The organism is Spirobacillus cienkowskii (assembly GCF_037081835.1).
GTDB classification, from domain to species: Bacteria; Bdellovibrionota_B; Oligoflexia; order Silvanigrellales; family Silvanigrellaceae; genus Silvanigrella; species Silvanigrella cienkowskii.
Genome location: NZ_CP146516.1, coordinates 903790 through 930567, shown reverse-complemented (window position 1 = coordinate 930567; position 26778 = coordinate 903790). Strand labels below are relative to the sequence as shown.

26 protein-coding genes are annotated in these 26778 nt (G+C 34.7%); 22 read left to right on the top strand and 4 right to left on the bottom strand.

All coding sequences use genetic code 11. From position 1 onward, the window contains the following. Positions 1 to 141 precede the first annotated feature (141 nt). From Spiro2_RS04175 to folE2, 15 genes are all read left to right on the top strand, one after another. On the top strand, positions 142 to 1761 hold the full coding sequence (locus Spiro2_RS04175; protein ID WP_338637262.1) for a SpoIIE family protein phosphatase: 1620 nt from the start codon (positions 142 to 144) through the stop codon (positions 1759 to 1761). Positions 1762 to 1787: 26 nt separating this feature from the next. After that, positions 1788 to 2717: a PDZ domain-containing protein gene (locus Spiro2_RS04170; RefSeq protein WP_338637261.1), complete on the top strand. Its 930-nt coding sequence runs from the start codon at positions 1788 to 1790 to the stop codon at positions 2715 to 2717. Next, a complete protein-coding gene (locus Spiro2_RS04165) occupies positions 2714 to 3655 on the top strand; it encodes a hypothetical protein (RefSeq protein ID WP_338637260.1) in 942 nt (313 codons plus the stop codon). The genes Spiro2_RS04170 and Spiro2_RS04165 overlap by 4 nt, the downstream gene beginning before the upstream one ends. Beyond that, positions 3652 to 6003, top strand: coding sequence for a type II secretion system secretin GspD (gene gspD, locus Spiro2_RS04160; RefSeq protein WP_338637258.1), 2352 nt, complete (start codon positions 3652 to 3654; stop codon positions 6001 to 6003). Before Spiro2_RS04165 ends, gspD begins: the two co-directional genes overlap by 4 nt. Before the next feature lie 18 nt (positions 6004 to 6021). Then, on the top strand, positions 6022 to 7839 hold the full coding sequence (locus tag Spiro2_RS04155) for a GspE/PulE family protein (RefSeq protein ID WP_338637257.1): 1818 nt from the start codon (positions 6022 to 6024) through the stop codon (positions 7837 to 7839). A 1-nt stretch (position 7840) separates the two neighbouring features. Next, the gene (locus Spiro2_RS04150) at positions 7841 to 9070 is read left to right on the top strand and encodes a type II secretion system F family protein (RefSeq protein WP_338637256.1); all 1230 of its coding nucleotides are present in this window, start codon (positions 7841 to 7843) and stop codon (positions 9068 to 9070) included. 53 nt (positions 9071 to 9123) lie between these two features. Next, complete coding sequence (locus Spiro2_RS04145) at positions 9124 to 9582, top strand: type II secretion system protein GspG (protein WP_338637255.1); 459 nt, start codon at positions 9124 to 9126, stop codon at positions 9580 to 9582. A 30-nt stretch (positions 9583 to 9612) separates the two neighbouring features. Continuing rightward, positions 9613 to 10413, top strand: coding sequence for a type II secretion system protein (locus tag Spiro2_RS04140; RefSeq protein ID WP_338637254.1), 801 nt, complete (start codon positions 9613 to 9615; stop codon positions 10411 to 10413). Next, positions 10385 to 11056 (top strand): type IV pilus modification PilV family protein, encoded by a 672-nt coding sequence (locus tag Spiro2_RS04135; protein ID WP_338637253.1) that lies wholly within the window; start codon positions 10385 to 10387, stop codon positions 11054 to 11056. Before Spiro2_RS04140 ends, Spiro2_RS04135 begins: the two co-directional genes overlap by 29 nt. Next, entirely contained in the window at positions 11040 to 11792 is a 753-nt protein-coding gene (locus Spiro2_RS04130; protein ID WP_338637252.1) for a hypothetical protein, read from the top strand. The genes Spiro2_RS04135 and Spiro2_RS04130 overlap by 17 nt, the downstream gene beginning before the upstream one ends. Next, positions 11783 to 12985 carry a hypothetical protein gene (locus tag Spiro2_RS04125; RefSeq protein WP_338637251.1) on the top strand — a complete coding sequence of 401 codons (1203 nt, stop codon included), beginning with the start codon at positions 11783 to 11785 and terminating at the stop codon, positions 12983 to 12985. Before Spiro2_RS04130 ends, Spiro2_RS04125 begins: the two co-directional genes overlap by 10 nt. 6 nt (positions 12986 to 12991) lie before the next feature. Next, entirely contained in the window at positions 12992 to 13735 is a 744-nt protein-coding gene (locus tag Spiro2_RS04120) for a metallophosphoesterase (RefSeq protein ID WP_338637250.1), read from the top strand. Beyond that, on the top strand, positions 13711 to 14148 hold the full coding sequence (locus Spiro2_RS04115; RefSeq protein ID WP_338637248.1) for a hypothetical protein: 438 nt from the start codon (positions 13711 to 13713) through the stop codon (positions 14146 to 14148). The genes Spiro2_RS04120 and Spiro2_RS04115 overlap by 25 nt, the downstream gene beginning before the upstream one ends. A gap of 76 nt (positions 14149 to 14224) precedes the next feature. Beyond that, positions 14225 to 14713 (top strand): hypothetical protein, encoded by a 489-nt coding sequence (locus Spiro2_RS04110; RefSeq protein ID WP_338637246.1) that lies wholly within the window; start codon positions 14225 to 14227, stop codon positions 14711 to 14713. Between the two features lie 24 nt (positions 14714 to 14737). Then, the gene (gene folE2, locus Spiro2_RS04105) at positions 14738 to 15523 is read left to right on the top strand and encodes a GTP cyclohydrolase FolE2 (RefSeq protein WP_338637244.1); all 786 of its coding nucleotides are present in this window, start codon (positions 14738 to 14740) and stop codon (positions 15521 to 15523) included. A 5-nt stretch (positions 15524 to 15528) separates the two neighbouring features. On the opposite strand, the gene frr is transcribed toward folE2, so the two are convergent. Together frr and lpoB are read right to left on the bottom strand one after the other, a co-directional pair. Next, the gene (frr, locus tag Spiro2_RS04100) at positions 15529 to 16089 is read right to left on the bottom strand and encodes a ribosome recycling factor (protein WP_338637242.1); all 561 of its coding nucleotides are present in this window, start codon (positions 16087 to 16089) and stop codon (positions 15529 to 15531) included. Between the two features lie 86 nt (positions 16090 to 16175). Continuing rightward, positions 16176 to 16802 (bottom strand): penicillin-binding protein activator LpoB, encoded by a 627-nt coding sequence (gene lpoB / locus Spiro2_RS04095; protein ID WP_338637241.1) that lies wholly within the window; start codon positions 16800 to 16802, stop codon positions 16176 to 16178. Positions 16803 to 16969: 167 nt separating this feature from the next. Between lpoB and nadB the strand changes: the two genes are divergently transcribed. From nadB to ettA, 3 genes are read left to right on the top strand one after another with little or no spacing between them, the layout of a single operon-like run. After that, a complete protein-coding gene (nadB, locus tag Spiro2_RS04090; protein ID WP_338637239.1) occupies positions 16970 to 18607 on the top strand; it encodes an L-aspartate oxidase in 1638 nt (545 codons plus the stop codon). Between the two features lie 35 nt (positions 18608 to 18642). Next, complete coding sequence (locus Spiro2_RS04085) at positions 18643 to 19722, top strand: glycosyltransferase family 2 protein (protein WP_338637238.1); 1080 nt, start codon at positions 18643 to 18645, stop codon at positions 19720 to 19722. Next, the gene (gene ettA, locus Spiro2_RS04080; protein ID WP_338637237.1) at positions 19723 to 21393 is read left to right on the top strand and encodes an energy-dependent translational throttle protein EttA; all 1671 of its coding nucleotides are present in this window, start codon (positions 19723 to 19725) and stop codon (positions 21391 to 21393) included. It begins immediately after the preceding gene. A gap of 59 nt (positions 21394 to 21452) precedes the next feature. Here the strand turns inward: ettA and Spiro2_RS04075 are convergent, their stop codons facing one another. Then, positions 21453 to 21920: a YaiI/YqxD family protein gene (locus Spiro2_RS04075; RefSeq protein ID WP_338637236.1), complete on the bottom strand. Its 468-nt coding sequence runs from the start codon at positions 21918 to 21920 to the stop codon at positions 21453 to 21455. Positions 21921 to 22013: 93 nt separating this feature from the next. Here Spiro2_RS04075 and Spiro2_RS04070 point away from each other — a divergent pair, with 93 nt between their 5' ends. The 4 genes from Spiro2_RS04070 (at position 22014) to Spiro2_RS04055 (ending at position 24833) form a co-directional block, all read left to right on the top strand. Continuing rightward, a complete protein-coding gene (locus Spiro2_RS04070; RefSeq protein ID WP_338637234.1) occupies positions 22014 to 22874 on the top strand; it encodes a substrate-binding periplasmic protein in 861 nt (286 codons plus the stop codon). A gap of 3 nt (positions 22875 to 22877) precedes the next feature. After that, entirely contained in the window at positions 22878 to 23849 is a 972-nt protein-coding gene (locus Spiro2_RS04065) for a phosphate/phosphite/phosphonate ABC transporter substrate-binding protein (protein ID WP_338637233.1), read from the top strand. A 145-nt stretch (positions 23850 to 23994) separates the two neighbouring features. Further along, a complete protein-coding gene (locus tag Spiro2_RS04060; protein ID WP_338637232.1) occupies positions 23995 to 24399 on the top strand; it encodes a hypothetical protein in 405 nt (134 codons plus the stop codon). Positions 24400 to 24425: 26 nt separating this feature from the next. Next, on the top strand, positions 24426 to 24833 hold the full coding sequence (locus Spiro2_RS04055) for a hypothetical protein (protein ID WP_338637231.1): 408 nt from the start codon (positions 24426 to 24428) through the stop codon (positions 24831 to 24833). A 430-nt stretch (positions 24834 to 25263) separates the two neighbouring features. Here Spiro2_RS04055 and gatB read toward each other — a convergent pair whose 3' ends face one another. Next, positions 25264 to 26763, bottom strand: a complete 1500-nt coding sequence (gene gatB, locus Spiro2_RS04050) for an Asp-tRNA(Asn)/Glu-tRNA(Gln) amidotransferase subunit GatB (protein WP_338637229.1) — start codon at positions 26761 to 26763, stop codon at positions 25264 to 25266. Positions 26764 to 26778 lie beyond the last annotated feature (15 nt).

Sequence of the window (26778 nt, the reverse complement as noted above, 5' to 3'; positions counted from 1 at the left end):
TTCCTATGTATTCATCGGTTAATGTAACACCAATATGAGGAGCCACAGTATTGACATACTGTAAGAAGATTTCAAAGTTTCATTTAACTGACATCTCAATTTCATCGATAGAACTAAAATGAAGAGAAGGAGAATATTTGATTGAGTGCAGTTACAATTGAAGACATTATAAAAAAATGGACCGTAATCATTAAAAAATTAATAAGCAATCTTTACGGTTTTATTGCATTCATAACACTAATTGGTGTTATAGGAAATATTTTTATAGCAAATATTTTTCTTAATATTATTTTTATCATAATGATAGCTGCATCTGGATTATTTACCTATTATTTTACAAAAAAAATACGGTCATTTACAGAAGAATGGCACGAAGAGTTTATCAATCCAACACAAAAACTTTTGCAAACTATTCATATGGTTTCAATGCAAAAGCTTGATCTTTTACCAGAAGAACAACTGAATAGCTTTACTTCAGAATCACATTTAAAACTGCTTGAAGTGGCTCGTGGTATTTTAGAGCATCAACGATTTATTGACCAAGTTGTCGATAACATGTTTGAAATGATGTTCTTACTCAATCAAGATGGCATCATCATGAAAGCCAATAAATCAGCATGTGAAACAACTCAATTTTCGCAAGCTGATTTAATAGGGCAACATATTAGAAAGTTATTTCCCCATGCAGAAAGTCTTGTTGATTACTATCTAGAGCTGGAAATTCAATTTACCACTCAAGGGTTTGTGAGAGATGTGGAAGTTTTTGTGCAAACCTCAGAAGGTGAACTCCTTCCATTTTCTATTAATGGCGTCAAAATTGAAAGTACAACTGGTGTGCTTCTTGGTTACACGATGATTGCCAAAAACCAGGCAGAAACAGTAAGACTTTTTAATCAGGTCAATAAAAGTAACTATGAACTTGGTCGAGCCAACGACGAACTCGCCAAGCGTTACGATCAAATTAAAAAAGAAATTGAAGAAAAAGAAGGTCAAAGAAGAACATTAGAGATGGAACTGGCAACCAGTCAATTGGTGCAAAAAACATTTTTACCTCAAATTGCCCCTGAGCACCAAATGGTAGATTGTTTTGGCACCGCGATACCAGCCGCTTTTTGCGGAGGCGACTGGTGGAACACAATTTCACTAAAAGACAAATTTTATGTCTTTATTGCTGACGTGACAGGTCATGGTACTGCAAGCGCAATGGTGACTGCTGCAATTTCTGGATATTTTGTTTCAATAAAATCAAAACTTTTAGCTGGTGAAGACCTCGATGTGGATCAGATATTAGAAGGATTTGATATTGTGTTAACGAGTATGGGCAACAGTGAAGTGAGTTACAACATGACTTGTTTTTCGAGCGTTTTTGATTTTGAAAAAAAAGTGCTAAGGTACGCCAATGCGGGACATAATTTTCCACTGATTGTCAAACAAGACAAAAAAGTAGAAGCCCTGATCGCAACAGGTAACCGCCTTGGTAACTCTGGACCAGCAAAGGTTGAAAAAAAGGTGTTTGAAAAAAAAGAAGTGCCAATTCAAGGCGGCGAATTTATTTTCTTTTATACTGATGGGTTGATTGAAAATAAAAATGACAAAGAAGAAGAATATGGCAAACGCAGGCTCAGAAAATTTATTGAAAAAAATTATACCAAAGCAAGTTCTGAATTTGTTTCTCTTCTGTTACAAGATTCTCTTGAGTTTTACGGAACGAGTAAACCTCTGGAAGACGATGTAACAGTTGTTGTAACACGTATAAAATAGTATTAATATTAAGAATTTATAAATAAATGATTCGAATTATTGCAAAACTAAAATACAAACTATTTTCTCCTGATGTTAGCATTCCACCAGCCGAAAAGGTGATGCCTTTTGCATTGACCACTATTGGGCTTGTTGTTGTTGCAGGAATTGGCCTTACTATTTTTCAGCTTGTTAAAAAGACACATGTTGAGCAATCCTCCATTCCAGCCAAAATCAATATCCCAGCAGTTGTCACAAAGCCTCTTGAAGATCTGAATTTGATCATTACTCGAAATATTTTTAACCTTAAGGGTTTAATACCAGATTCCAATACACAAGGAGCTCCGGTCTGCACACTAGAACCATTTAAATCGAATTTTCCTTATAAAATTTCTGGTATTTTATACGGTGGTAGTGCAAAAAATAGTTTGGTTGTGTTAGAAGGACAAAATAAAAATATTTTTAAGTTAGGTGAATCTTTACCGCTAGGTGGTACCTTAACTGATATTCAAAAAAATAGAATTTTAATTACAAATAAAAACTGTCCAGAATATATTGACCTGAGCTATCCAGAAACACTCAATCCGCGTGGTTCTCGATCGAATCAAAATTCTTCTGGATCAGCTTATAAAGAAAATGGATTTGAACGAGCAGGAAATAATACAACAGTCACGCGTTCTTGGATCAATAATGTATTAACTTATAATTTTGCCAAAACTCTTGAAGAGGCTAAAGCAAATCCAAATCTTGTTGGAGGCCAAGTCAAAGGTTTTTCAATTACAAACATTACTCCTGATAGCGTTTACTCAAAATTGGGATTAAAAGATGGAGATATTGTGTCTTCTATTAACGGAATTGAATTGAATGATGCAGCACGGGCAATTCAAACCTTAAACTCGTTACGAAATGAAAACAATATAGAAATTCAACTCTTAAGAGGTGGACAAACTATTACATTAAAAGTGAACGTACAATGAGTCAAGAACAACAAAATTCATTTTTAAAATTAAAGAAAAAGAGTAGAATTTTTAAAAAAACATCTCTTAGAAATGTGTTTGTTTTTATTTTTGCAATTTTATCTGGCACAGCTATTTTTAATTCTATTATATCTATTGCACTCTTAGAAAAACCAAAATCGACCGTGGAAAATAATTTATTTTATAATGTTCCACAAAGTTCGGCGAGCACTTCTTCTCAATTGCGTAAATCAATTTTAGCAAGAAATATTTTTAATAAAGATACTCTCACACCTGATGAAGACGAAAATGATGATAGCTCTATAAATCTTATTAAAGACTTTGATACGATTCCATGTTCTCCTAAAGATTCGCAACTTCCCATTGAGATTGTAGGCATTATTTACACTGGCAATCCTAAAACCAATCTTGTAACATTTAAAGATCCTAGCGTAGAAACAGCGGACGTTTATAAAGAAGGACAACATATAATTGATAATGAAAACTACCAAATATATAAAATACCCAATCCTCAGTCTGTTGAAATTCGTCATATTAATAAAAAAATTTGTATTTATACAAGCCCAATTAAAAAACAAAATCCAGTTAAACCAGAAAAAAATACCCCTTCTTTGGAAGAAACCATTGATCTTGATACAGACTATGTATTGGATGAAATTGGTCCAGGATATTCTAAAATTCTTAATACAGCACGACTCATTCCTGAATCAATTAATGGAAAAACAATTGGATTTAAAGTGTATGAAATCACACCAGGTAGTCTTTTTGAAAAAATGCAACTTCAAAATGGCGATATTATTACAAATGTTAATGGCATTAATCTTGAGGATCCTTCACAAGGATTTAAAATCTATGAAGTTCTTCAGGATGAATATGAAATCATTTTGCAATTTCAAAGGAATGGCGTAAAGATGACTAAGAAGGTAAATGTTAGATGAATCAAAAATTTTTAAAAAAATGTTCGACAACTTTTTCTCAACCAACAAATCCAGGTCATTCAAAATGGATTGCAACACTGATTGGAGTTTTATTTTCTTATTCTGTTTCAGCACAACAGTCACCAGCAAAGCAAAATAATAGCAATATTCAAGCTCAATCAGCAGCTGCGCAAAATAATAAAAAAACAAATGAAAATATGTCACAAGCTTCTAGCATTCCACATGGCAAAGAGCTTGTTAGCATTGATTTTCCAAATGGAGCTAGTTTAAGCGACATTATTAAAACAATTGGCCTCTGGACTGGCAAAAACTTTGTACTTGCCCAAGGAGTTGCCGGGTCTTCACGAATATCTATTATTTCGCCAGAACCTGTAACGAAAGAAGAAGCATACCAAGCATTTTTAAGTGCACTTAATATTGCTGGCTTTACCACAGTTGATACTGGTTCTGTTGTTAAGATTCTTCCAATTGCAAATGCCAAATCATCAAATATTAAAACTTATTACGGAGAAAATTGGTCACCATCAACTGATGAAATTATCAATCAAGTCATTCCATTACGATACATTGATGCCAATTCTGTGATCAATCAGCTTCGTCCTTTGTTAGGAATCACACAATATGCTGCATTTACAACAACAAATTCTTTAATTTTAACTGACACAGGTAACCGCATCCGTCGTATTTTAGAAGTGATAAAGCTTCTTGACTCCAAAACAAACCAACCAGTTGTGTCGATTATCCCAATTAATTACATGGATGCTAAAGATACGGTTGTTAAAGTAAACGAAATTTTTGGTAATCGTAATGGACCTTCATTGAGCGTCCAAAAAGTGATAGCAGATGAGCGTACCAATTCTATAATTCTTGTAGGACCTGCAAGTGGCCTTGATGATGTTGTGCGCTTTATTCAACGTATTGATAAACCATCACTCGATCAAAATTCGCAAACCATGGTTCGTGTGCGTCCACTTGATTACGCCGATGCCGAAAAACTTGCGCAAACACTACAAGCGCTCACTCAAGCTGCAAAATCTCAATTCAATAACACATACCGACCTCCTTATTTTCCGCCAGCTCCCATGACTCCCAATGCTCCTGGCTCATCGCAATCACAAGCGGTTGCTGATCTCAATGGAGTTAAAGTTACAGCAGACAAAGCAACAAACTCTTTAGTGATTCAAGGTAGCAAATCTGCTTTTGAAGAACTTGATAACATCATTGCGCAACTCGATAAACGACGCGCACAAGTTTATGTCGAGGCCAATATCATTGATATGGCCGTTAACAATGGCTTAAACATCGGCACAAGCCTAGGCGGTGCAGCACAAACTTCGGACGGCAGGTACACAGTGCCATTTGGATTCAACGCCCTAAAAGGTGCGCCACTATTTTTTAGCAAATCAGGAAGTTCGGATCCAACAAGCCTTGCATCATCATTAGGTACTGACGCAATTTTAGGAATCATGAGCTCTAAACCAATTAGCCTTGGTGCTTTTAGTTTAACCCCAGGAGCCCTTATTTTTGGTTTAAAACAAGACGTCAACTCAAATATTTTACAAAACCCAAGCATGATGGTGTCAGACAACGAAGCGGCATCGTTTTCGTCAAACCAAGAATACAGCACCGTCATTCAAATCCCAAACCCCAACGGAACCGGAACAGTTGCTCAACCTCAAAAATATACGGTGACAACTGCTCTCAAAGTCACTCCACAAATATCTCGAGCTGATTTTGTATCGATGAAAATTAACTTACAGCTTGATGATAGTGGTGCCGCAAGTGCAAATGGTTATCCAAACCCTATTAGCAAACGCACGGCAGAATCTGTTGTTATTGTCCAAAATGGCCAAACGGCTGTAATTGGTGGATTAACTCAAGATCGCGTTACTGTTTCTGAAGAAAAAGTTCCTTTGCTTGGAGATATTCCAATACTTGGCTGGCTATTTAAAAAGAGCAGAAACGATAAAAATAAAACAAGCTTAAATCTTTTTGTAACCCCTCACATTGTGAGAAACTCTGAAGATCTCGAAAAAGTGTATGAACAAAAAATTAAAGACAGAGATCTCTTTTTAAAGTTTTTTTATGGCGCAAAATACAAAGAACAAAGCTTTTATTCACAAATGCCATCAAGAGAACAAGGTAAAGCGCCTTCTGATCAAAGCTCTCAAGAAAAAAATGGATTTGAAGTGTCCGATGACGAATATATTCAACCAAAAAGCGTTATCATGCCTAGCCAAGATCCAAACCCCATCAATGCGCCATCTTCTAATCAAAGCTCGGGCGGTTTTGGCTTTCCACAAACGTCAGCACCTCTAGCGCCTCCACCTCCTCCATTTGGTAATTAAGAAATAAGGTGGCAATCCATGATAACAAAGGCAACTCTAGCAGAAAATTTAGGCCAAGAAATTCTTGCCAAAATTAAGGCTAAAAACATAACAAAAGTGCAACCTGAGGTTTCGCTTTCTTCAAAAAGTCTTGAGCAAATATTAATAGAAGAGTTTCAATTGACTCAGGCTCAATGGAACGAAGCTTATGATGAACATAGCAATACACTCAAAAGTATTTTTGAAATTCTTATAGAAAATGAAGTGATACAAGAATCAGAGTTATTAAAAGCATATGCCAAACATCTTAATTTAGAATATTTAGATAACTTTCCATTTCATGAAATCAATCCTAAACTCATTCAAAAATTGAGTATAAGCTTTTGTCTCCAAAATATGTTTGTTCCAATTTCAGAAGACGATTTGAATGTGACTGTGGTCGTTACAAATCCATTGGATACAGTGAGCATTGATGATTTGAGAGTATTGCTCAACAAAAATATTAAAAGAATTGTGGCTCCAAAAGATCTTGTTGAGGCTGCAATCAATAATGTCTTTGAACGCCAAGAGCTTGTGGATCAAAACAAAGGACTGGGCTCAGATGATGATATTGAAGGCATAGAAGGTCTTGATGTTGCCCATAATTTATTGCAAGACAATGAAGAAGCGCCTGTTCGAAAAGAAGTCACAGCAATTATAAGACGCAGTATTACAGAAAAAGCATCTGATATTCATATTGAACCATTTGAAGATCGGGTGTCGGTGCGTTTTAGAATAGATGGACGTTTAAAAGAAGTACGGGTCATCCCTAAAAAGTATCAATCCAGTGTTTCGACACGCATAAAAATTTTAGCCAAACTAAACATCGCTGAAAGCCGCTTGCCACAAGACGGGCGTATTACTTTAAAAGTAGGAACACGAGAGATTGATGTTCGTGTTAGCACCTTGCCAATTAAATTTGGCGAACGCATTGTGCTTAGAATTCTTGATAAATCGGGTGGCCTGCCTTATCTTGATGATATTGGCATGCCCAAATCTCTGCTTAAAAATTTTAAGCAAGTGATCAATCAAAAACACGGTATTGTGTTAGTCACAGGGCCTACAGGCTCTGGTAAAACAACAACACTTGCATCTGCGTTGATGCATATTAACAAGCCCGATGTGAGTATTATCACTGTTGAAGACCCCGTCGAAATTCAATTACCAGGGGTGAGTCAAGTTGAAGTCAACGAAAAAGCAGGACTCACCTTTGCAGCTGCACTGCGCTCAATCCTAAGACAAAATCCAAACATCATTTTAATTGGTGAAATTCGTGATGCAGAAACCGCGCAAATTGCGGTGCAAGCATCGATTACAGGTCACTTAGTATTTAGTACGTTACACACTAACGACACAGCAGCTTCTGTGACTCGCTTGGTGGATTTTGGAATTGAGCCATTTCAAATCACGACCTCCGTTGTTGCCATATTAGCCGTTCGATTGGTGAGAAAAGTGTGTTTTCAATGCAGAGAAGAAACCCAACATACCGCAGAAGAACTTGAGCTTATTGGCTTAACAAAAAAAGATTCGCACGGAAAAACATTCTATAAAGCCAAAGAGGGCGGTTGTCCTGCTTGTAAAACAACAGGGTATTCGGGAAGAATTGGAATTTATGAGCTTTTAATTTTTGATGAACCGGTTAGAAATTTTGTTTTAAAAAGTTCAGATGGCGCAAGCCTTAAAAAAATGTGTGTGCAAAGAGGCATGAAAACTCTGAGAGACTCGGCTCAAGAACGGTTTTTAAATGGAGAAACAACGTTAGAAGAAGCTCTGTATGCAACACAATCTGAGCATGAACAACAACAAGAGGTAATCTAATATGCCAATGTATTCCTACAAAGGCCAATTTGCAAAAACAGGCAAAAAGGTTAAGGCCTACATTGAAGCAGAATCTCCTAAAGACGCTAAACTTAAGCTCAAAAAACAAGGAATTTATATCCTTGAAATGAAAGTTGATGATAGAGCAAACTCTGCGCAAAGCACAACAAGTTTTCTTGCTAAACTCAATCGCAAACCCCCAAAACAAGAAGATATTGCTGTTGCCACAAAACAATTTGCAATATTATTGCGCTCTGCCGTTGATATCAACGATGCCTTGCGTGCAATTTCTGAACAAGTCGAAAATGAAGAGCTGAAATCAGTTTATATTAAAATTCGAGAACTTGTTTCGGAAGGCAAATCATTATCGGATGCACATAAAAATTATCCGAAAGTCTTTTCTTCAATTTATACAAATATGATTGCCGCAGCAGAAAAGGCTGGAGCACTTCCACTTGTAATGCAAAGATTATCAGAGTTTATCAATTATCAAATTGAAATTAAGCGTAAAGTTGTAGGAGCACTCACATACCCTGCACTCATGATTGTGATGGCATTTGCAGTTGTCATTTATTTATTTGTTAAAGTCATGCCACAAATGACAAAGTCATTTACAACATTAAAAGTGACACTGCCTTGGTATACAGAATTGATGAATGATATTTCTAATTGGATGCAAAATTGGTGGTTATTTTGTATCTCAGTGCTGGGCGCTTCTGTGTTTGGAATTTATACATGGTCAAAAACTCCGAAAGGACGCTATAAAATTGATCTTTTTTTATATACAGCGCCTATTTTAGGTCCACTGATTCAACGCGTCACAATTTCTCGTTTTTCTAAAACCCTATCCACCATTCTTTCAAGTGGCGTCCGTATTGTTGAAGGTTTGCAGTTAACCCGTAAAGTTGTTGGAAATACGGTCATGGAAAAAGCCTTGGACGAAGCCATTGTGAAAGTTCAAGATGGTGATAAACTTGCAACAGCTCTAGAACGCACGGGTCGTTTTCCGACAATGGTGATTCATATGCTACGAACTGGCGAAAAAACTGGGCAACTTGAAGACATGCTTGTTAACATATCTGACGTATACGATGAAGATGTCAACAATCAAATTGTCACAACCACACGCCTGATTGAACCAGCAATGATGATTTTTATGGCCGTCATTGTTTTTTTAATGGTCATGGCCGTAATTGGCCCTATGATGGCAGCAATGAACCAGTTGCATTAAAAACAACTATTTGTATAATCAAGCTTCTTTCTGAACACGAGGACACTGTATCTATGAAATTAAAAAATTTTCTTAAATTCAATAAATCACCTCAAGCACAAGCTGGTTTTTCGTTAATTGAAATTATTATTGTTATTGCAATTATTGGAACATTAATGGGAATTATCATTGCACGCCTCACTGGCGGGGCTGATAATGCCAAAGCAGGAATTACTGATACCAAAGCATTTACACTACAATCCAAACTGATTCAGTACCAGCTTGCAACAGGAAAGTTTCCAACTTCAGAGCAAGGACTCCAAGTACTTTTATCAAACTCTGGAGCACCAATTGCTGCTGAAGACGATCTCAAAGATGGTTGGGGCAATGAATTTAATTATTCGCTAACACCAAAAGGACCTTATATTAGTTCTAACGGGTCTGAAGGCGCACCAAATAGCCCGACTTCTCTTTGTTACTTAAATGGCAAAAAAGTTGACTGCAATCCTGCAGCACCTAACGTTCCAAAATAAGCAATTCACACTATAAATTATGTTAAAAAAATGAAAAAATATGCCTCAGAAGAATTTGGATTTACGCTACTTGAAATCATTATAGTTCTTGCTCTGATTGGATCCATCGCTGCTGTGGTGATGCCTAACCTCACCTTATCTGTTGACTCCCAAATGTCTTCATCACTCCGCAATTTAACTGGACAAATGCGTGCAGCTTATGATGACGCCATTTTTTCGGGAAGAATGCACCGCATGGTTTTTGATCTTTCGGCAGGAGAATACTGGGTTGAACAAGCTCCTTTAGGTTTTGAGGGGCGTCCTCCCCAACTCCAAACCGGAACAGAACTTGATGCCAAGCTCAAACAAGATAAAAGAAATGAGCTATTAAAATATTTAGATGAAATTGCAAATATTGAAGGCAATAGAGAAATTCCTTTTCAAAATAAATCAGACAATTCATACTATTCACTAAGAAGTATTCCAGTCGTACAACGCAAAGTGTTAAAACCCGTGACCTGGAAAGAGATTGATGATTCGGTGATATACAGACAAAAATTACCAGGTAAAATTGTTTTTGCAGAAATGCAACTTGGAGTTTCAAAAAAAGTTTATAAGTATACTGAATTTTATAATAAAAACTCTAAAGAAAAAAAAGAATATGCTTACACCTACTTTTTAGCAAATGGCACAGCAACTCCAACGTCTATTAAACTGGCAGCAAGACATCCACAACGTCAGGATGCTATTGATGATGACGGAGCAAAGTATACAATCAACCTCAACACATTAACAGGCGAATCCAATTTGCTTGAAGGTTTTCATGATGCCAACTTTTCTTTGTCAAAATAATAAACCTAATTTGAATAATAGCAATTCTAAAACATGCTCTCAACAAGGTTTTACATTAATTGAATGCATCTTAGCAATTGCGATATTGAGCGTTGTTGTTGCAAGTATTGTAGGTCTGCAATCTTCTATTATTTCTGTCACTCAAATTGCTTCCGATTCTTTGCGCGCCTCATGGGCCGCTCGCTCTGCAATTGCCCAAATGCAATATATTACCGATACCAAAAGTCAAAGCGATATCCCTGAATCAATTAAAATTCCATGGATAACAAATCCTGAATTTTCTATTTTAGTTTCAAGAACACCTCTTAAAGAAATCAAAACCTCACAATTTTTAATTAGTGCCTTAAATATTTATAATCTTGTTAACCCACAAGGTAACGAAAAATTAGATGTTGAAAAATCTTTAGGTATGATTTCTACAACCCTTGATGCAAGCACAAATTCTTCATCTAAAGGCACATTTAGTAATGTTACAATTCAAGTAAAATGGCAAAGTGGAATTACGGAGAAAGAAATTTCTGAAGGATTTTTTCTTATTGATAAAGATATTTTTAAAAATATTTCTTTACCCAATTTAGGCACCAACAACAATAATAACAACCCTTCAAACAGCAGTAATCAATCAAATGAAACAAAACAATGAACTCGGATTTACATTAATTGAAATTATTCTTGCGGTTTCGATTCTTGCAACAATTGGTGTTTTGACAATTAATATTTTATCGACACAAATTTCTACCAGAGAAAAAGTAACAGAACAAAATATTGCACAGCATTCAATTAATATGGCAATGCAAAGAATATATGACGATATTCAAGGTGCCTATATTTCTAATCCCAAATATACTATTTCACTTAATGTTGCAGGAAGGCAAGTTGCACCACGTTTTTTTTACCGTTACGAAGAGTTTATTTTATCAATTCAAAATCATCGTTCGTATTTAGCCAATTCCAATGAAAGCAACCTTGCAGTAGTGCGTTATTTCATAAAGTCCCACCCTCGACTTGCGGGACGCAGGCAACTTTTTCGGGTTGTAGACACCGATATGGCATCACCAATTAGCAACAAAGGCGTTGGATTACAAACATTACTTGTTCCAGAACTAAAAAATTTCTCGCTTGAATTTTGGGACGGAAAACAATTCAGAAAAGAATGGGATTCCTCAGCAAACGATACGCAAAATAAAATTCCTAAAATGGTTAAAATTCATCTCGAAACTTATATCCCTGAAAGCTCCTTAGACAAACAACTCAACGCACTGAATCCAGCAACACAACCAAAACCACAAACACTCAAACTCGATACCATTGCTTATATTTTAAGCTCTACAAGTATACAAGAAGTTCAAGGAAGCTCAGGAGAGTACACATGGCAATAATTGCAAACCGTATAAAACAAAAAGGATTTGCATTAATTTTTGTTTTAGTTTTTGTTGCCATGATTATGGGTATAGTTGGTGATATTGTTTATCAAACACAGGTTGGCGCACGCAGTTCGATAGAAGAACGGAATAAACTGGATGCACAAACTGCGGCGTTAACTGGAGTTGAATTTGCAAAACTATTGCTTTCTTTAAGTATTTTAGCAGAAAAATATCAGAATAATCCTCTTATTCCTCTGCCAAAAAATATGTACAGCATGTTGAATGGGCAACCTATTGGAGCCTCAGGACTTGAGAGCTTAGAAGAACTTTCTGGAGCGAAATTGTCAAAAGCAATCTCAAAAGAAATTTTATCTGCGTTAAAAGTAATGCCAGGATATTTTGTATTAAATATCAATTCAGAAAATGCAAAATTTAATTTAAATTTATTGCAATCCAATTTTTCTAATGAAGCTCAAAAAGCATTAAAAAGAATATTTAGCACTCCTGATTCAAAAAAGTTTTTAGCGAATCTTGATCTCACGCCACAACAATTGGTTGATAACTTAATAAGTTATATAAAAATATCTAACACAAACGCATATTTAAGAAACGTAACTCAGGTAGATTACAATAATATTAACGCAAAATACAAACCCAAAAATGCTGCACTCGAATCACTAGAAGAACTGAGACGCATTCCTGGGTTTCATCTTGATGATATCTATAACGTTTTTTCTCCATATTTTACAATTTGGCCTATTATTGGTGGCTCTGGAACCTTAAATATTAATTCTGCACCAATTGAACTGATTGCGACATTATTGACACCCGAAAATATGGACCCAAATTCTTTAGATTGGGATAATTTTGAAATGTTTAGATTAAAAAATGATTTTAATAAAAGTACCATAAACGATTGGTTAACAAAAAACTTAAGTGATTACAAAGAGAATACCGATTCTTTGAATATTACCAAAAACTTTATTGGTACAAAAGATACTATCTTTAAAGTTGAGTCACGAGGAGTTGTTAATGGTGTTGAACAAACGCTGGTTATTGTGTTGCAACAAGAGACCGTTTCTGATCAACCATCTCCCCCACAACCAAATCAAAACAATGAAAACCAATCCGATCAGCAACAAAATAATCCTAAAAGTCAAACACAAAGCTCTCCTAATTTTACAATTCTTTACAGCGGATGGAAATAATTTAAGATGTTTTTAAAACTATTATTTTCAATCATTGTTGCTTTATTTATTACAGTCTTAGGACATTATTATTTATATCTAAGACTTGTAGATCCAATTTTTGGTCATAATCCTACTTGGATTTCAATTTTTATTGCACTTTGGTCAATTACCTTTTTTGGATTTTTAATACTTCGCATTGTGCCGCAATTTTTACGAAAAATATTTGAACTCATCATGTTTATTTGGATGGGTACTGCTTTTTTATTTATTATAGTATGTTTTATCACTTCACCAATTAATATTTACTTACAATTTTATGGAAAAGATACCGTAACACTTTGTTACTTTGTAATTATAAGCGGACTTTTATTAACGCTTTTCTCTGTTTACCTGGCATTAAAAAAACCAAAGATTATTAAAACAGAAATTAAAGTTAAAAAAAATCTGCCTGCAGAAATTAAAAATTTACAATGTGTTATCTTAAGCGACATTCATGTGTCTGGTCTTATAGGCAAAAAACGAGTAAAAAAACTTACTGAAACCGTTAATAAATTAGAGCCTGATTTGATTTTTTTAACAGGAGATCTCATGGATGGCTCAGTTCATCAACTTCATAAAGAAATTGCCCCACTCAAAGAGCTCAAAGCAAAATATGGCGTTTTTTATATTACAGGCAATCATGAATACTATAGCGGCCCCTCAAATGGAAAAATCATTTTGCCAATGTTTTTCATTGGAAAGTTTTGTCAAATACCTCTCACACAATAAATATCAATAATTTTTCTATAAATATATTGGGTATAGAAGATCGTCATTGGTTGAGCTACGAAAAAATTCCTAAAAGATATGACAATAGACTTTCTCAGGCAGTACAACACCTTGAACATTCTGGTTCAAATAAAAAAGATGCTCTCAATATTTTGCTTGCCCACCAGCCTAAGGATTCAAGGCTTCTCGAAGATTATCCATTTATTGATCTGCAATTTTCTGGGCACACGCATGGTGGGCAAATATGGCCTTTACAATTTATTGTAAAAAAAGACCAAAAATATGTTAAAGGCCTTTATCAAATTAATGAAAATCAACAAATTTATGTTTCGCAAGGCACCGGTTTTTGGGGGCCTCCAATGCGATTAGGAACTCATTGTGAAATTTCTCATATTACATTTAAACAAGAGTGAAATTTAACTTTAGCGGTTGCTCTAAAAGTATAAAAAATATAACAATGATCATGACGTTAAACTGGAGGATTTTTTTATGTATGAGTTGTTTTTATTTACCCACTCATGGTTGCGATGGTTTGTGATTTTACTTTTAATTATTGTTTTTCTTAAAACGACAATCGGTTGGCTTAAACAAAAACCTTTTACTTTAATGGATAAAATTTTAAGTTCTATTTTGTTAGGCTTTACGCACGTTCAATTTTTAGTAGGGATTATTCTTTATTTTGTTTTGAGTCCAATAACCCAAGCTGCTTTTCATGACTTTAAATTTGCGATAAAAAGTACAGCACTTCGTTTTTGGACAGTTGAACATTCTTTTTTAATGATTTTATTTGTGATTTTTATTCAAATAGGAAAAAGCGTTTCTAAGCGTAGAGCCGAAGGCAGAAAAAAACATAAAATACTCTCGATTTGTACAGGCATAGGTATATTATTAATAATTGCTGGAATGCCTTGGCCAAATAAAAAAGATGTGGGCAGACCATTATTTATTGAAATTCCGCAATCCATTGAGCCTAAATAGAATAAATGATGAAAGAAATTCTGAATGCAAGATACTCAAGACTCTAAAGATTATCGCATGATCAAAATTGCGAAAGTAGGGATAAAAAATGTAAAACATCCTATATTTTATTGCGATCATCCATTGCAAAAACAAAATTTTCCGAGTGTTGCTTCATTTTCTTTTTTTGTTGAGCTTCCAGCAGACAAAAAAGGCACGCACATGAGCCGCTTTCCAAGTGTACTTTACGAATTCGCTCCTCATTTCACGTTACAAAGATTTCAAGAATTTGCCTTAGCAATCAATCAAAAGCTTGAAAGTAAAGTGTCTTATTTAGAAGCTAATTTTCCCTATTTTTACGAAAAGTATGCGCCAGTCTCACACTCAAAGGGTCTTGCAGACGTGCAAATTGATCTGAAAATCACCGGATTTGCTCAAACAAATTCTGTTGATACAGAATTAAGCATCACCATTCCTGTCAAGAGTCTTTGTCCTTGTAGCAAGGCAATTTCTGATTACGGAGCACACAGCCAACGCAGTTATTTAAATATCACTGTTTGGAATCCACAATTATCCATTCATAATTATATCGAAATTGCAGAAAGTTCTGCTAGTGCGGCCGTGTATCCTATTTTAAAAAGAATTGATGAAAAATTTATCACAGAACAAGCTTACAACAATCCTCGTTTTGTAGAAGATTTGGTGCGCGAAGCAGCAATCAAGCTTAAAGAAAAAAATAGCGCTACACGTTTTACAGTGAGCGCAGAAAACTTTGAATCCATTCACAATCACAATGCTTGGGCGTTTGTCGATAGTGAAAGTATTGTTTAAAATTTTTAAACTGTTAATACTTCCTTTTCTTTACTAGCGCATAAATCATCAACTTTCTTTACATAAGAGTCGGTGAGTTTTTGCACTTCTTCGCTTGTACGTTTGACTTCATCTTCGGACCAACCTTGTTCTTTTTGAAATGCCTTTGCTTTTGCATTGCCCTCTTGACGATGATGGCGTACAGCAATTTTTGCTTCTTCACCAATTTTCTTAACTTGTTTTGCCATTTCTTTACGACGATCTTCTGAAAGTGCAGGAATGGGAATACGAATAATTTTTCCATCATTATTAGGTGTTAAACCGAGACCTGAAGTCAAAATTGCTTTTTCAACAACGGGAAGCATACTCTTATCAAACGGATTGACCGTAATCAAACGCGCTTCAGGAGTTGCAAGCGTTGCAACAGAATTTAATGGCATCAATGACCCATAAGATTCGACTTTCACATCATCAAGTAGTGATGCAGACGCACGACCTGTCCGAACTTTTTGTAAATCAGATTGTAAAGAAGATATTGTTTTTTCCATGCCTTCTTTAACTTTTTCAATAAGTTGTGCTTTATTCATGATAGCATTCCTTTATTCTATTTACCTAACTAAAACAAAAAAGCAGTTAAACAAACTGCTTTTGATTTATTATTTAATATAACAAATCACCATCCGATACTGTTTCTTTTAAAATTTTTTCTAATTTTTTCGACCCCACTCCATACCAACTCTCCTGTGGCAACATTAACAAGCTTCATTTCGATTTGATACTGAACGGAACTCTTACCACCTTGTTTTGAAACAATACTAGAAATAGCACCTGATAAGAAGAAATCTGCCGACTGCTGGTTACCTGGGCCTTTTACCTGAGACTTTTTAACCGTTCCTGACTGTTGGTATTTGTATTCTTCAAGAAGTTTTTTACGAATTTTTTCGTCAAGAAAACGAATTTTTCCTTCATTCAATACTTGGTTTCGCAGATCTTCAATAAGTGCTTTCGTGTCTATAATTTCACTAGTTCTGTTTTCTATGTCATCATCAAGTACAAAAGGTCTTTCATTCGATTTTTTACCCGACTCTTCTCGCCAATTGCTAATCCATCTGGCTTCAGACATGTCGCGAATCATTTTTTTAACAGTTATTGAAGCGTCTGTTGGATTCCAACGATCATCAAGTATTTGAGCTTGCTCTGGATCGCCATAATCACCTTTAAATGAAGAGCATCCAGAAAATAACATGACCGCTGAAAGTAAAGCTGGAACAAAAGAACTGAATCGTTTTGCTGTTAACATTTAATATCCTTTCAAATTTCAAACTGACAAAGCATGGCATCACTTTCTTCTGATTTCCTAAAAGTAAATCGAGCCGAGTATATGCGTTTTCCAACAAGACTTGCAAGAGTTCAATAACATGCATAATGTGCAAACTTGGTTTAAACTTACAGTTTTGAGGTTAAGCAATGCCACAGCGCACCTTACTCCAAGTTACCGAAAATATAATATTTGATTTTTTAATTATAGGAAGTGGTGTTGCTGGGGCAACAACAGCGTTAAAACTCAGTGCATTGGGTAAAGTTGCACTTTTAAGTAAAGAAACCTTATTTGATTCCAATACCCAATGGGCTCAAGGAGGCATTGCTTCTGTATTGAGCCAAAATGATAGTTATGAATATCATGCCCAAGATACTCTCAATGCGGGAGCAGGTTTGTGCCACGAACATATTGTGCGTAAAATTGTTGCTGCAGGTCCAAAAGCAATTCAAGAATTGATCACAATGGGAGTTCCATTTACACCCAAAGACATAACGTCAAAAGAAGATTTTAGGTATCATCTCACTCAAGAAGGGGCGCATAGTGCCCGTAGAATTATTCATGCTGCAGATATGACTGGTGCTGCGCTACAATCTACACTAATTCAAAAAGTTTCAAAAAATTCTAACATTACAGTTTTTGAGCACCACACTGCAATTGATCTGATTGTGACAGACAAAGTATCTCCAAATTTTTCAAGAAATCGAGTATTGGGTGCTTACATCATAAACGAAAAGCAAAACACAATATCAGCTTTTCTCGCCAAAGCGACGATTCTTGCTACAGGTGGACATGGAAAACTATACCTTTATACAACAAATCCTGATATCGCAACGGGCGATGGAACAGCAATGGCTTGGCGAGCAGGAGCTCGAGTTGCAAATTTAGAATTTATGCAATTTCATCCAACCTGTTTATACAGTTCTCGTGCAAAAAATTTTTTGATTTCTGAAGCATTACGTGGTGAAGGAGCAATTCTTAAAACTAAAAGTGGACACAGATTTATGGAAAATATACATCCTCTTAAAGAACTGGCTCCACGTGATATTGTTGCTCGCGCTATTGATGAACAAATTAAAAAAACTGGCGACCCTTATGTTTTGCTCGACATTTCGCACAAAGGAAAAATTTTTATAAAAAAACATTTTCCTGGAATTTATTCTAAGTGTTTAAGTATTGGCCTTGATATCACACGCAATGCAATACCTGTCGTACCAGCAGCACACTACAGTTGTGGCGGGGTTGTCACAGATGATCGTGGAAGAACAGGGGTCAAAGCCCTTTGGGCGGTTGGAGAAGTGGCGTGTACAGGTTTTCATGGGGCTAATCGACTAGCTTCCAACTCTTTACTTGAAGGTCTTGTTTTTGCAGACTTTATTTACGAAGATTTGAAAGCTTTATGGCCAGAGCTCAAACACTACTCTCTTCCTGATGTGCCCAAATGGAAGCTTGGCAAAGCAGGAGAACCTGATGAAATGGTCGTCATCAATCATTTATGGGATGAAATTAGAAGAACGATGTGGAACTACGTCAGTATTGTTAGAAGTGAAAAAAAACTCGCCCGTGCCGCAGCGCGCATCAATCAAATTAGTCATGAAATTGAAACTTATTATTGGGATATTTTACCAAGTAGACCATTAATTGAAGTACGAAATTTAGCGCTTGTTGCAAAATTAACGATAAAATGTGCCAGAATGCGCAAAGAAAGTCGAGGAATCCATTATTCACTCGACTACCCTCAAGTTGATGATTTAAACTATAAAAAAGATACAGTAGTACTGAGTTAACTAAATAAAAAATCTTTTGAACTTTGGAGAAAATTATGCTTCTTTCATTGGTTATTCCAACTTATAATGAAAGTATCAATATACCAATTTTACTTGAAAGAATTTCTATCCATTTGGCAGATATTCCCAAAGAAGTCATTATTGTCGATGACAATTCTCCTGATAAAACCTGGGAAGTGGCTCATTCACTTGAGCATAAATATTCTTGGCTTCGTGTCATCAGACGCATGACTGAAAAAGGGTTAAGCTCTGCAGTGATGGCGGGCTTTGAAATTGCTGAAGGCGATCTTCTTGCAGTGATGGACTCCGATCTGCAGCACGATGAAAAAGCATTGATTGATTTTTATCGTGCCTTTCAAAATGGTGCAGACCTTGTTGTTGGTTCTCGCAAAGCACAAGGAGGACAAGTTGAAGACTGGAGTCAAACTCGCAAATTTATTTCTTGGACTGCAACGCTCATGTCTAAAATCGCATTACGCCATTCTGTGAGTGACCCCATGAGCGGTTTTTTTGCATTAAAAAGAAGCGTCTACGAAAACTATAAAGAACAGATTAATCCACGAGGATTTAAAATTCTTCTCGAATTCCTTGCTCGCTCCAAAAATATCAAAATTGCAGAAGTGGGCTATACCTTTAAAGGTCGAATTCATGGTGAAAGTAAATTGTCCCACAAAGTCATTTTAGATTATATTTTTGCGTTATATGAACTAAGCATCGGAAAATATGTTCCAATAAAATTTATTCAGTATGGAATTATTGGAACAATTGGGCTCATAATTGGGACATTGATTATTTATTTTACAGAAATCTTTACAGATTTTGATCACTCCTTATCGCTTGCATTATCTATTGAAGTGAGTCTATTATCAAATTTCTTTTTAAATAATTATTGGACATTTAAAACAAAAAAATTAGTGGGTTTTAAAAAACTACTCCGAGGATTGATTCTTTTTCATGCTATTTGTTTAAGTGGCGCACTCATTAACCATGCAATTGGAATAAAATTGTTAGAATTTGGAATAAATATTTACTTATCAAATAGTATCGGCTACCTTTTGGCGGCGATCTGGAATTATATTATAAATGTTAATATTACCTGGAAAGGAAATTCTTAAATGGCAAACTATATTTTTAATATGGTCAAACTCCGCAAAAATATTGCTGGTAAAGACATACTAAAAGACATCTATCTTTCATTTTTTCATGGAGCAAAAATTGGTGTAATTGGTTCTAACGGAGCGGGTAAATCAACCCTTCTTAGAATTATGGCAGGAATAGATAAAGATTTTTCTGGTGAAGCTTTTCCACAAAAAGGAACAAAAATAGGCTACTTACCACAAGAACCCCAACTCGATCCCAATAAAACAGTATTTGAAAATGTTGAAGAAGCAGTAAAAGATATCAAAAATTTAATTCATAAATTTGATACTCTTAACGAACGTCTTGGAGAACCTCTTGACGATGATGAAATGAATAAAATTCTTGAACAAACCGCTGTTTTACAAGATGAAATTGACGCAAAAAATGCGTGGGAAATTGATAGAACAATAGAAATTGCAATGGATGCATTACGCTGTCCTCCAGGAGATGCAAAAGTCACCAATCTTTCTGGTGGTGAAATACGTCGCGTTGCACTCTGTAAACTTCTTATGGAAAAACCGGATTTGCTTTTACTTGATGAGCCAACCAACCATTTGGATGCAGAAAGCGTACAATGGCTAGAGCGTTACTTAAAAGAATTCACAGGCACATTGGTGACAATCACCCATGATCGTTATTTTTTGGATAACGTGACGGAATGGGTTTTAGAGCTTGATAAAGGCGAAGGTATTCCATGGCAAGGCAATTATTCGTCTTGGCTTGATCAAAAAACCAAACGACTCGGTGAAGAAGAAAAACAAGAATCTGCTCGTCAAAAAACTCTAAAACGAGAACTCGATTGGATGAGCATGTCTCCCAAAGCACGCCAAGCAAAAAGCAAGTGGCGTATTTCTGCTTACCAAGAACTATTAAAAGAACAAAATGACCGCCAAGAAGGACTTCGCGAAATTATATTTCCTCCTGCACCACGCTTAGGTGACAATGTTGTTGATGCCTTAAATTTAACAAAATCTTTTGGCGAAACTGTTCTTTTTGAAAACTTAAATTTTAAACTTCCTCCAGGTGGCATTGTTGGTATTATTGGACCCAACGGTGCAGGTAAAACCACACTATTTAAAATGATTGCTGGCCTAGAAAAACCAGATAATGGCGAACTTAAAATTGGTGATACAGTAAAAATTAGTTACGTCGATCAAAATCGATCAACTTTAGATGGCGACAAAACAGTATTTCAAGAGTTGAGTCAGGGTAAAGATATTATTGTTGTTGGTAATAGAGAAATCCCTGCACGCTCTTATATTTCGAGTTTTGGTTTTAGAGGTTCTGATCAACAAAAAGCGGTTGGAAAGTTATCGGGTGGTGAACGAAACAGACTCAATCTTGCAAAAATGGTGATGAACGGTGGCAACCTTTTACTATTAGACGAACCTACAAATGATCTCGATGTTGACACATTGCGTGCATTAGAAGACTCACTGATGTCGTTTCCTGGTTGTGCGGTTGTCATCAGCCATGATCGCTATTTTTTAGACCGTATTGCAACTCATATTCTTGCTTTTGAAGGCAATAGCCAGATTGTGTGGTTTGAAGGCAATTATCAAGACTATATGGCAGACAAGAAAAGAAGATTAGGCGACGATGCCGTCAATCCTAAGCGCATTAAGTTTAAAAAATTGATGCACTAATTTTTTAAACGAGAATTGTTTTATCAAATTCCAATAAAGCCGCATTTTTGCTTTAACAATTAACTTGATTGTTTTTCTTTCTTTAACAATAAGGTTAAATGTTTATCAAAGGTTGCGGCAAATTTTTGTTTATCAGTCGAATTCAAAGGAGCAGGACCTCCTTGCACTAACCCACCTTCTCGCAATACCTGAGTAAAATTTCTAATTGATAATTTTTCTGAAATGCTACTTTCATTATATATCTCCCCCCGAGGATTAATGGCCACAGCACCTTGTTTTACAACCAAATCAGCGAGGGGAATGTCTGCAGTAATCACCATATCAAACTTTTGTAAATTTTTAACGATATAAGCGTCTGCAACATCAAAGCCTTTAGAAACCAAAACCCCTTTAATATAAGCAGAAGCAGGGAGTTTGACGTGTTGATTGGCCACTAGGATTGTTTCTATTTTTAATCTTTCTGCAGCTTTGTAAATTATGTCTTTAATAACCGAAGGACACGCATCCGCATCGACCCAAATTCTCATAAAACTCCTTATTAACTTAACTTTAAAATATTATTCTTATATTATGGAAAAAGTCTCTTTAAAGTTAAATTTTAAAGAAACAAGGAGAATTCAGTGAAAAAATTCAAAGCTTTCATCCAAATTCCAATTATAATAATCTTTATTTTATTGCAAAATTTTTCTCTTGCCGAAGAAAAAAAATTTAAAATCATTGCCGAAGCAATACCGATACGAAGTTTTTATGAAGTTGTAGAACCTGATAAAAAACAAGCAAATAAACCAAAAGAAACAACAGAAACCCAAGAAAAGCCAAAAATTGTTGGCTCTGATATAGAAATTATTAGTAAAATTTTTAATAAAATAAATATTCCATTTGAAATTGAACTCGTTCATTGGAATCAATTACAATCGAAAATAAAAAATGGCGAAACAGATATGATTTTAGGAATTACAAAAAAATCAAAGTATGCACCTTACGTTCATTTTACCCGGTTGCCAAGCTATTCTAAAACTTATTCATTTTATGCATTTGCCGACAAAGTTAAAGAAAAAACTGTTATGACTTATGAAAATGCTGTTGCACACAATTACACAGTAGGAATCCGTGTTGGTTTTAAATACCCAAAAGAATTTTGGGATGCATACCCTTTTCAAGATCGGGTTATGAATAATCATTTGTATGAGTTTAGAAGTTATAAAGACTGTATCAATAAGCTAAAACAAAAAAAAATTGATTTATGTTTAGCCGACAGAGAAAGAACAAATCCTCTTATTAAAAAATTAGGTGATGAAGAAAATATTTTTCAGTATAAAAATGTATTATATTGGATAGATTTTTACTTTGCATTTTCTAAAAAGTCTAAATATCCCAATCTTGATAAAATTAAAAGCCAAGTAGATAGAGAACTTTATAAAATGACTGAACAAGAAGAACTAGCAGAAATTAATCTTACATGGATAAACAAAGGTCTGTAAATTATGGTTTTATTTTTTAAATTTATAAAATGTATTGTATATTTAATTATAATTTTTACTTTTGGAAGTTGCACAAAACTGTGGTTAGGCAAACCGGAACTTGGTTCAAAGTCTTTGCCAATTAAACTTTATATAGATTCGACATATTCTAATATTCACGCCAATTCATCTCGCTCAGAAATTCAAAATTGTCTTGAGAATAAGACAAACTACAGAATAGAAATCCATTTTGCCTCAGATGACAAAGCCGTTGTTTCGGCATTAGCAAGAGGCCAGGCTCAATATGGAGTCATTTCTGCAATGGCATACATGAATGCGCTCGCAAAAACACCATTAAAGAGCCTTCTTATCTTTTCAAAAAACGGTTCACCATCAACACGTGCCGTGATCATTGGTCATACCAACATTTGGAAGAGTTATTTTCAAAAAAGTGGTTTAGCTCTCAATGCTTTTAATTTAAATAACGAAAAAATTATTCAATATTTTAATAAATCGACCGTTGCTTACACAGCCCCCGATAACGTTATTGGATTTTTAGTGCCAAGACTCTATTTTTTGCAACGCAACATCTTTCCCAATGCAGCCATCTTTGTTGGAAATTTTTCTTCTGTTTTACAAGCGCTAGACCAAAACTTAGCAGAAGTTGGAGTTGTTTCTGAAAATTTTTTAGATGATAAATTTTCAAATACAACACCAATTCAATTAGGAACTTTATTTAGCGATTATATTGTTTTAGGAATTTCACAAAGCTTACCCGATTCTATTGTTGTAGAAACTCTCAAAAACAATCCGCTTGCGACAACAGCAGTGATTAAGGGATTAGAAACATGCGCTCAAGTCAAAACTAGCGATTTTAAAAAATTATTCGATGCTGATGGGGTTCAATGGTCGCAAGAAAAATTGTTTTCATTTGCAAAAGAACTGCATAATTTTCAGCAAGAAACAATTAGAATTCTCACACCTAAAAAACTTTAATTGCCAATGTTATAGATTAGCCCAACTCTTTTAAGCATCTCAAAATCTGTCAAAATTTGTACACACAATATTTCGTTCCGCCAGCACTCGTATGATTCCTGTTACAAAAGTAACTAGAACGGACAAAATTTAAAAAGGACCTTAAATGGCGTTTACCATAACACAAAATGATATTCTTTGGAGTCGCACAGGAGAGCCCGTCCGTATTGCAAACAGAGACAACAATACTGGTAAAATTATTTTAGATAAAGATTTTGCCAAAGTTCAAGAGACTGCAAAATTTGGCATTCGCAACGGCCTTGAACCAAAACAAAAAGAAGAATACTTAGCCAATCTTTCTGCAATAGAAAGCAAACCCGATATACGCCGCAATACCCCCGACAAACGGCAAGAAATTCGCGATCTGTATCATCAAATTAAAAGGCTTAAAGAAGAGCGAATCGATCCTCGAGTCATTCGATATTTAGAAAATGAACTTCAATACCGAATAGTGAGAGAAAAATTTGCGCCCGAAGATTTAGAAACTGCACCAATCATGCTTGGTACTTAATTGGTTAATAAAAAGGAGATGAATTTATGGTATATATTCCACCACCTTCGCGATCGGCATTTATTCAAATCGGTGATTATGTATCAAAAGTTGGTATTTATACCAACCCTGGTGTTGTCAAAGAAAAAAAACCTGATGGCACTATTATTATTGATACTGATAAAACTGCAATAAAAAAGTATCATAGACATTCCATTACAACAGGACTAACTCCACAAGAAAAAGATGCGTTTAATAATATTATGGACGAAGTCATGAAACTGCCAGATAATCGTAATCGAATTTTAACATTACAACAACGAATTGATAAAATGAGAACAGAGCCTAAAAGTAAAAAAGTTTCTGATTTTCTTAGAAATGAACAAGCACAGCTAATACGCTGGGCAAAAGAATTACCTAGAGTCTATGACACACAACCAGAAAAGCTTCGATAAAATTTACTATATTAACGCAAGTATTATTTAAAAATTTTTTTATTATAAATTAACAAAAAATACTTCTTTAAAATAATTATTTATTTTAACAATTTTCAAGAAATAATAAGATCTATTTTTTAAAATTAATAGTATTATTTATTTTTTTATTTTTTAAATTTAAAATTAATTTCAATTTTATGATTTTTTTTAATTAAATTAAAAAACACTTCTTATAAAATAAAAAATTCGATCATATTATGCTAAACTTTGCTTACTAATTTTAAAAAATGACTTTAAAAAAATATTTGACAGTAAATTTTATTTAAGCTAGTTTAAATAAAATATTAAGAGACAATGCTAAAGGTTTAAAAATTACTGTTTAGAACTAAATCCTAAACAGTGGATTTTAATTTGTGTTATTTTTTTGACAGATTATAAGATTAATTGATTATTTTTTTGTGTCTAATAATTTTTTAAGAACTTCATTAACTTTTGCTGGATTGAGTTTGCCTCCAGAAAGTTTCATTGCTTGTCCTACAAAAAAACCAAAAAGTTTTTCTTTACCTGCATAATACTCAGAAAGTGCTTCTTGATTTTGTAAAATAACTTGCTCACAAATTTTTGCAATTGAAGTATCGTCAGATATTTGAATTAAATTTTTAGATTTAACAATTTCTTCTGGAGATTTTTGAGTTAAAATCATTTCTTCAAAAACTTCTTTAGCTATTCTACCACTAATTGTTCCTTTAATTTGTAAACTCAATAACGAAACACTATATTCTAGCGGAACAGGAACTTCTTCAAGTTCATCTAAAGAAATACCTTTTTCTTCTGCATAAAGTTTACTAGCTCTCATCACATCCGTCATAAAATAGTTTGAAATTATTTTAGGTTCAATTTTTCCTTCTAGCAGCTTAACAAGCTTTTCAAAATAAGCACTATTAATACGCGATGCAGTAATAACTTTAGCATCATACTCTGGTAGCCCATGAGCCTGAATCAAACGAGCAGCTTTCGCTTCTGGCAATTCTGGCATTTCGCTTGTTATTTTTTGAATGCGTTCTTTTGTAACAATAAGTGGCGGCAAGTCGGGTTCGGGAAGATAGCGATAATCTTTTGCTAACTCTTTACTACGCTGACTAACAGTCATATTTTTGTCGCTATCATAACCCAATGTCTCCATTTGAATTTCACCACCAGATTCTAAAATTTCATGTTGGCGTTCAATTTCATAAGCAATTGCTTTTTCAATGTACTTAAAGGAGTTCACATTTTTTATTTCACAACGTCTGCCAAAAATTTTAGATCCTTTTGGTTTTAATGAGACATTGGCATCAGCTCTAAAATTCCCACGTTCTAAATCTCCATCAGAAATATCTAAATTAACAACATAGCTATGTAGCTTTTTTAAATACTCTGATGCTTCTTCGGGAGAAGAAATATCAGGAGCACTGACTATTTCAATAAGCCCTACACCAGAGCGATTGTAATCAACCAACGAACAAGTTCCCACATGAATATTTTTTCCAGCATCTTCTTCGATTTGTATGCGTTCAATCCCTATTTTTTTACCCGATGGCAAAATAATTTCTCCACCAAAACACAAAGGTCTATCATATTGTGTTATTTGATAGCCCTTTGGGAGATCTGGATAAAAATAATTTTTTCGCGCAAAAACACTGACTGTTTGAATTTCACTTTTTAGAGCCAATCCCATACGAATTGCAAGATTTACTGCTTCTTCATTAATTGTAGGCAAAGCTCCAGGTAATCCTAAACACGTTGGATCAATATTAGAATTTGGGGCATCTCCATAAGCATTTTTACTTGTACTAAACATTTTGCTTTTGGTCGCGAGCTGGCAATGAACTTCGATACCAATTACGATATCATATTTTTTATTAATTTCTAAAACTCTAGGATAATTAACGAGACTATTTCTACTCATAAATTATTTTTATTA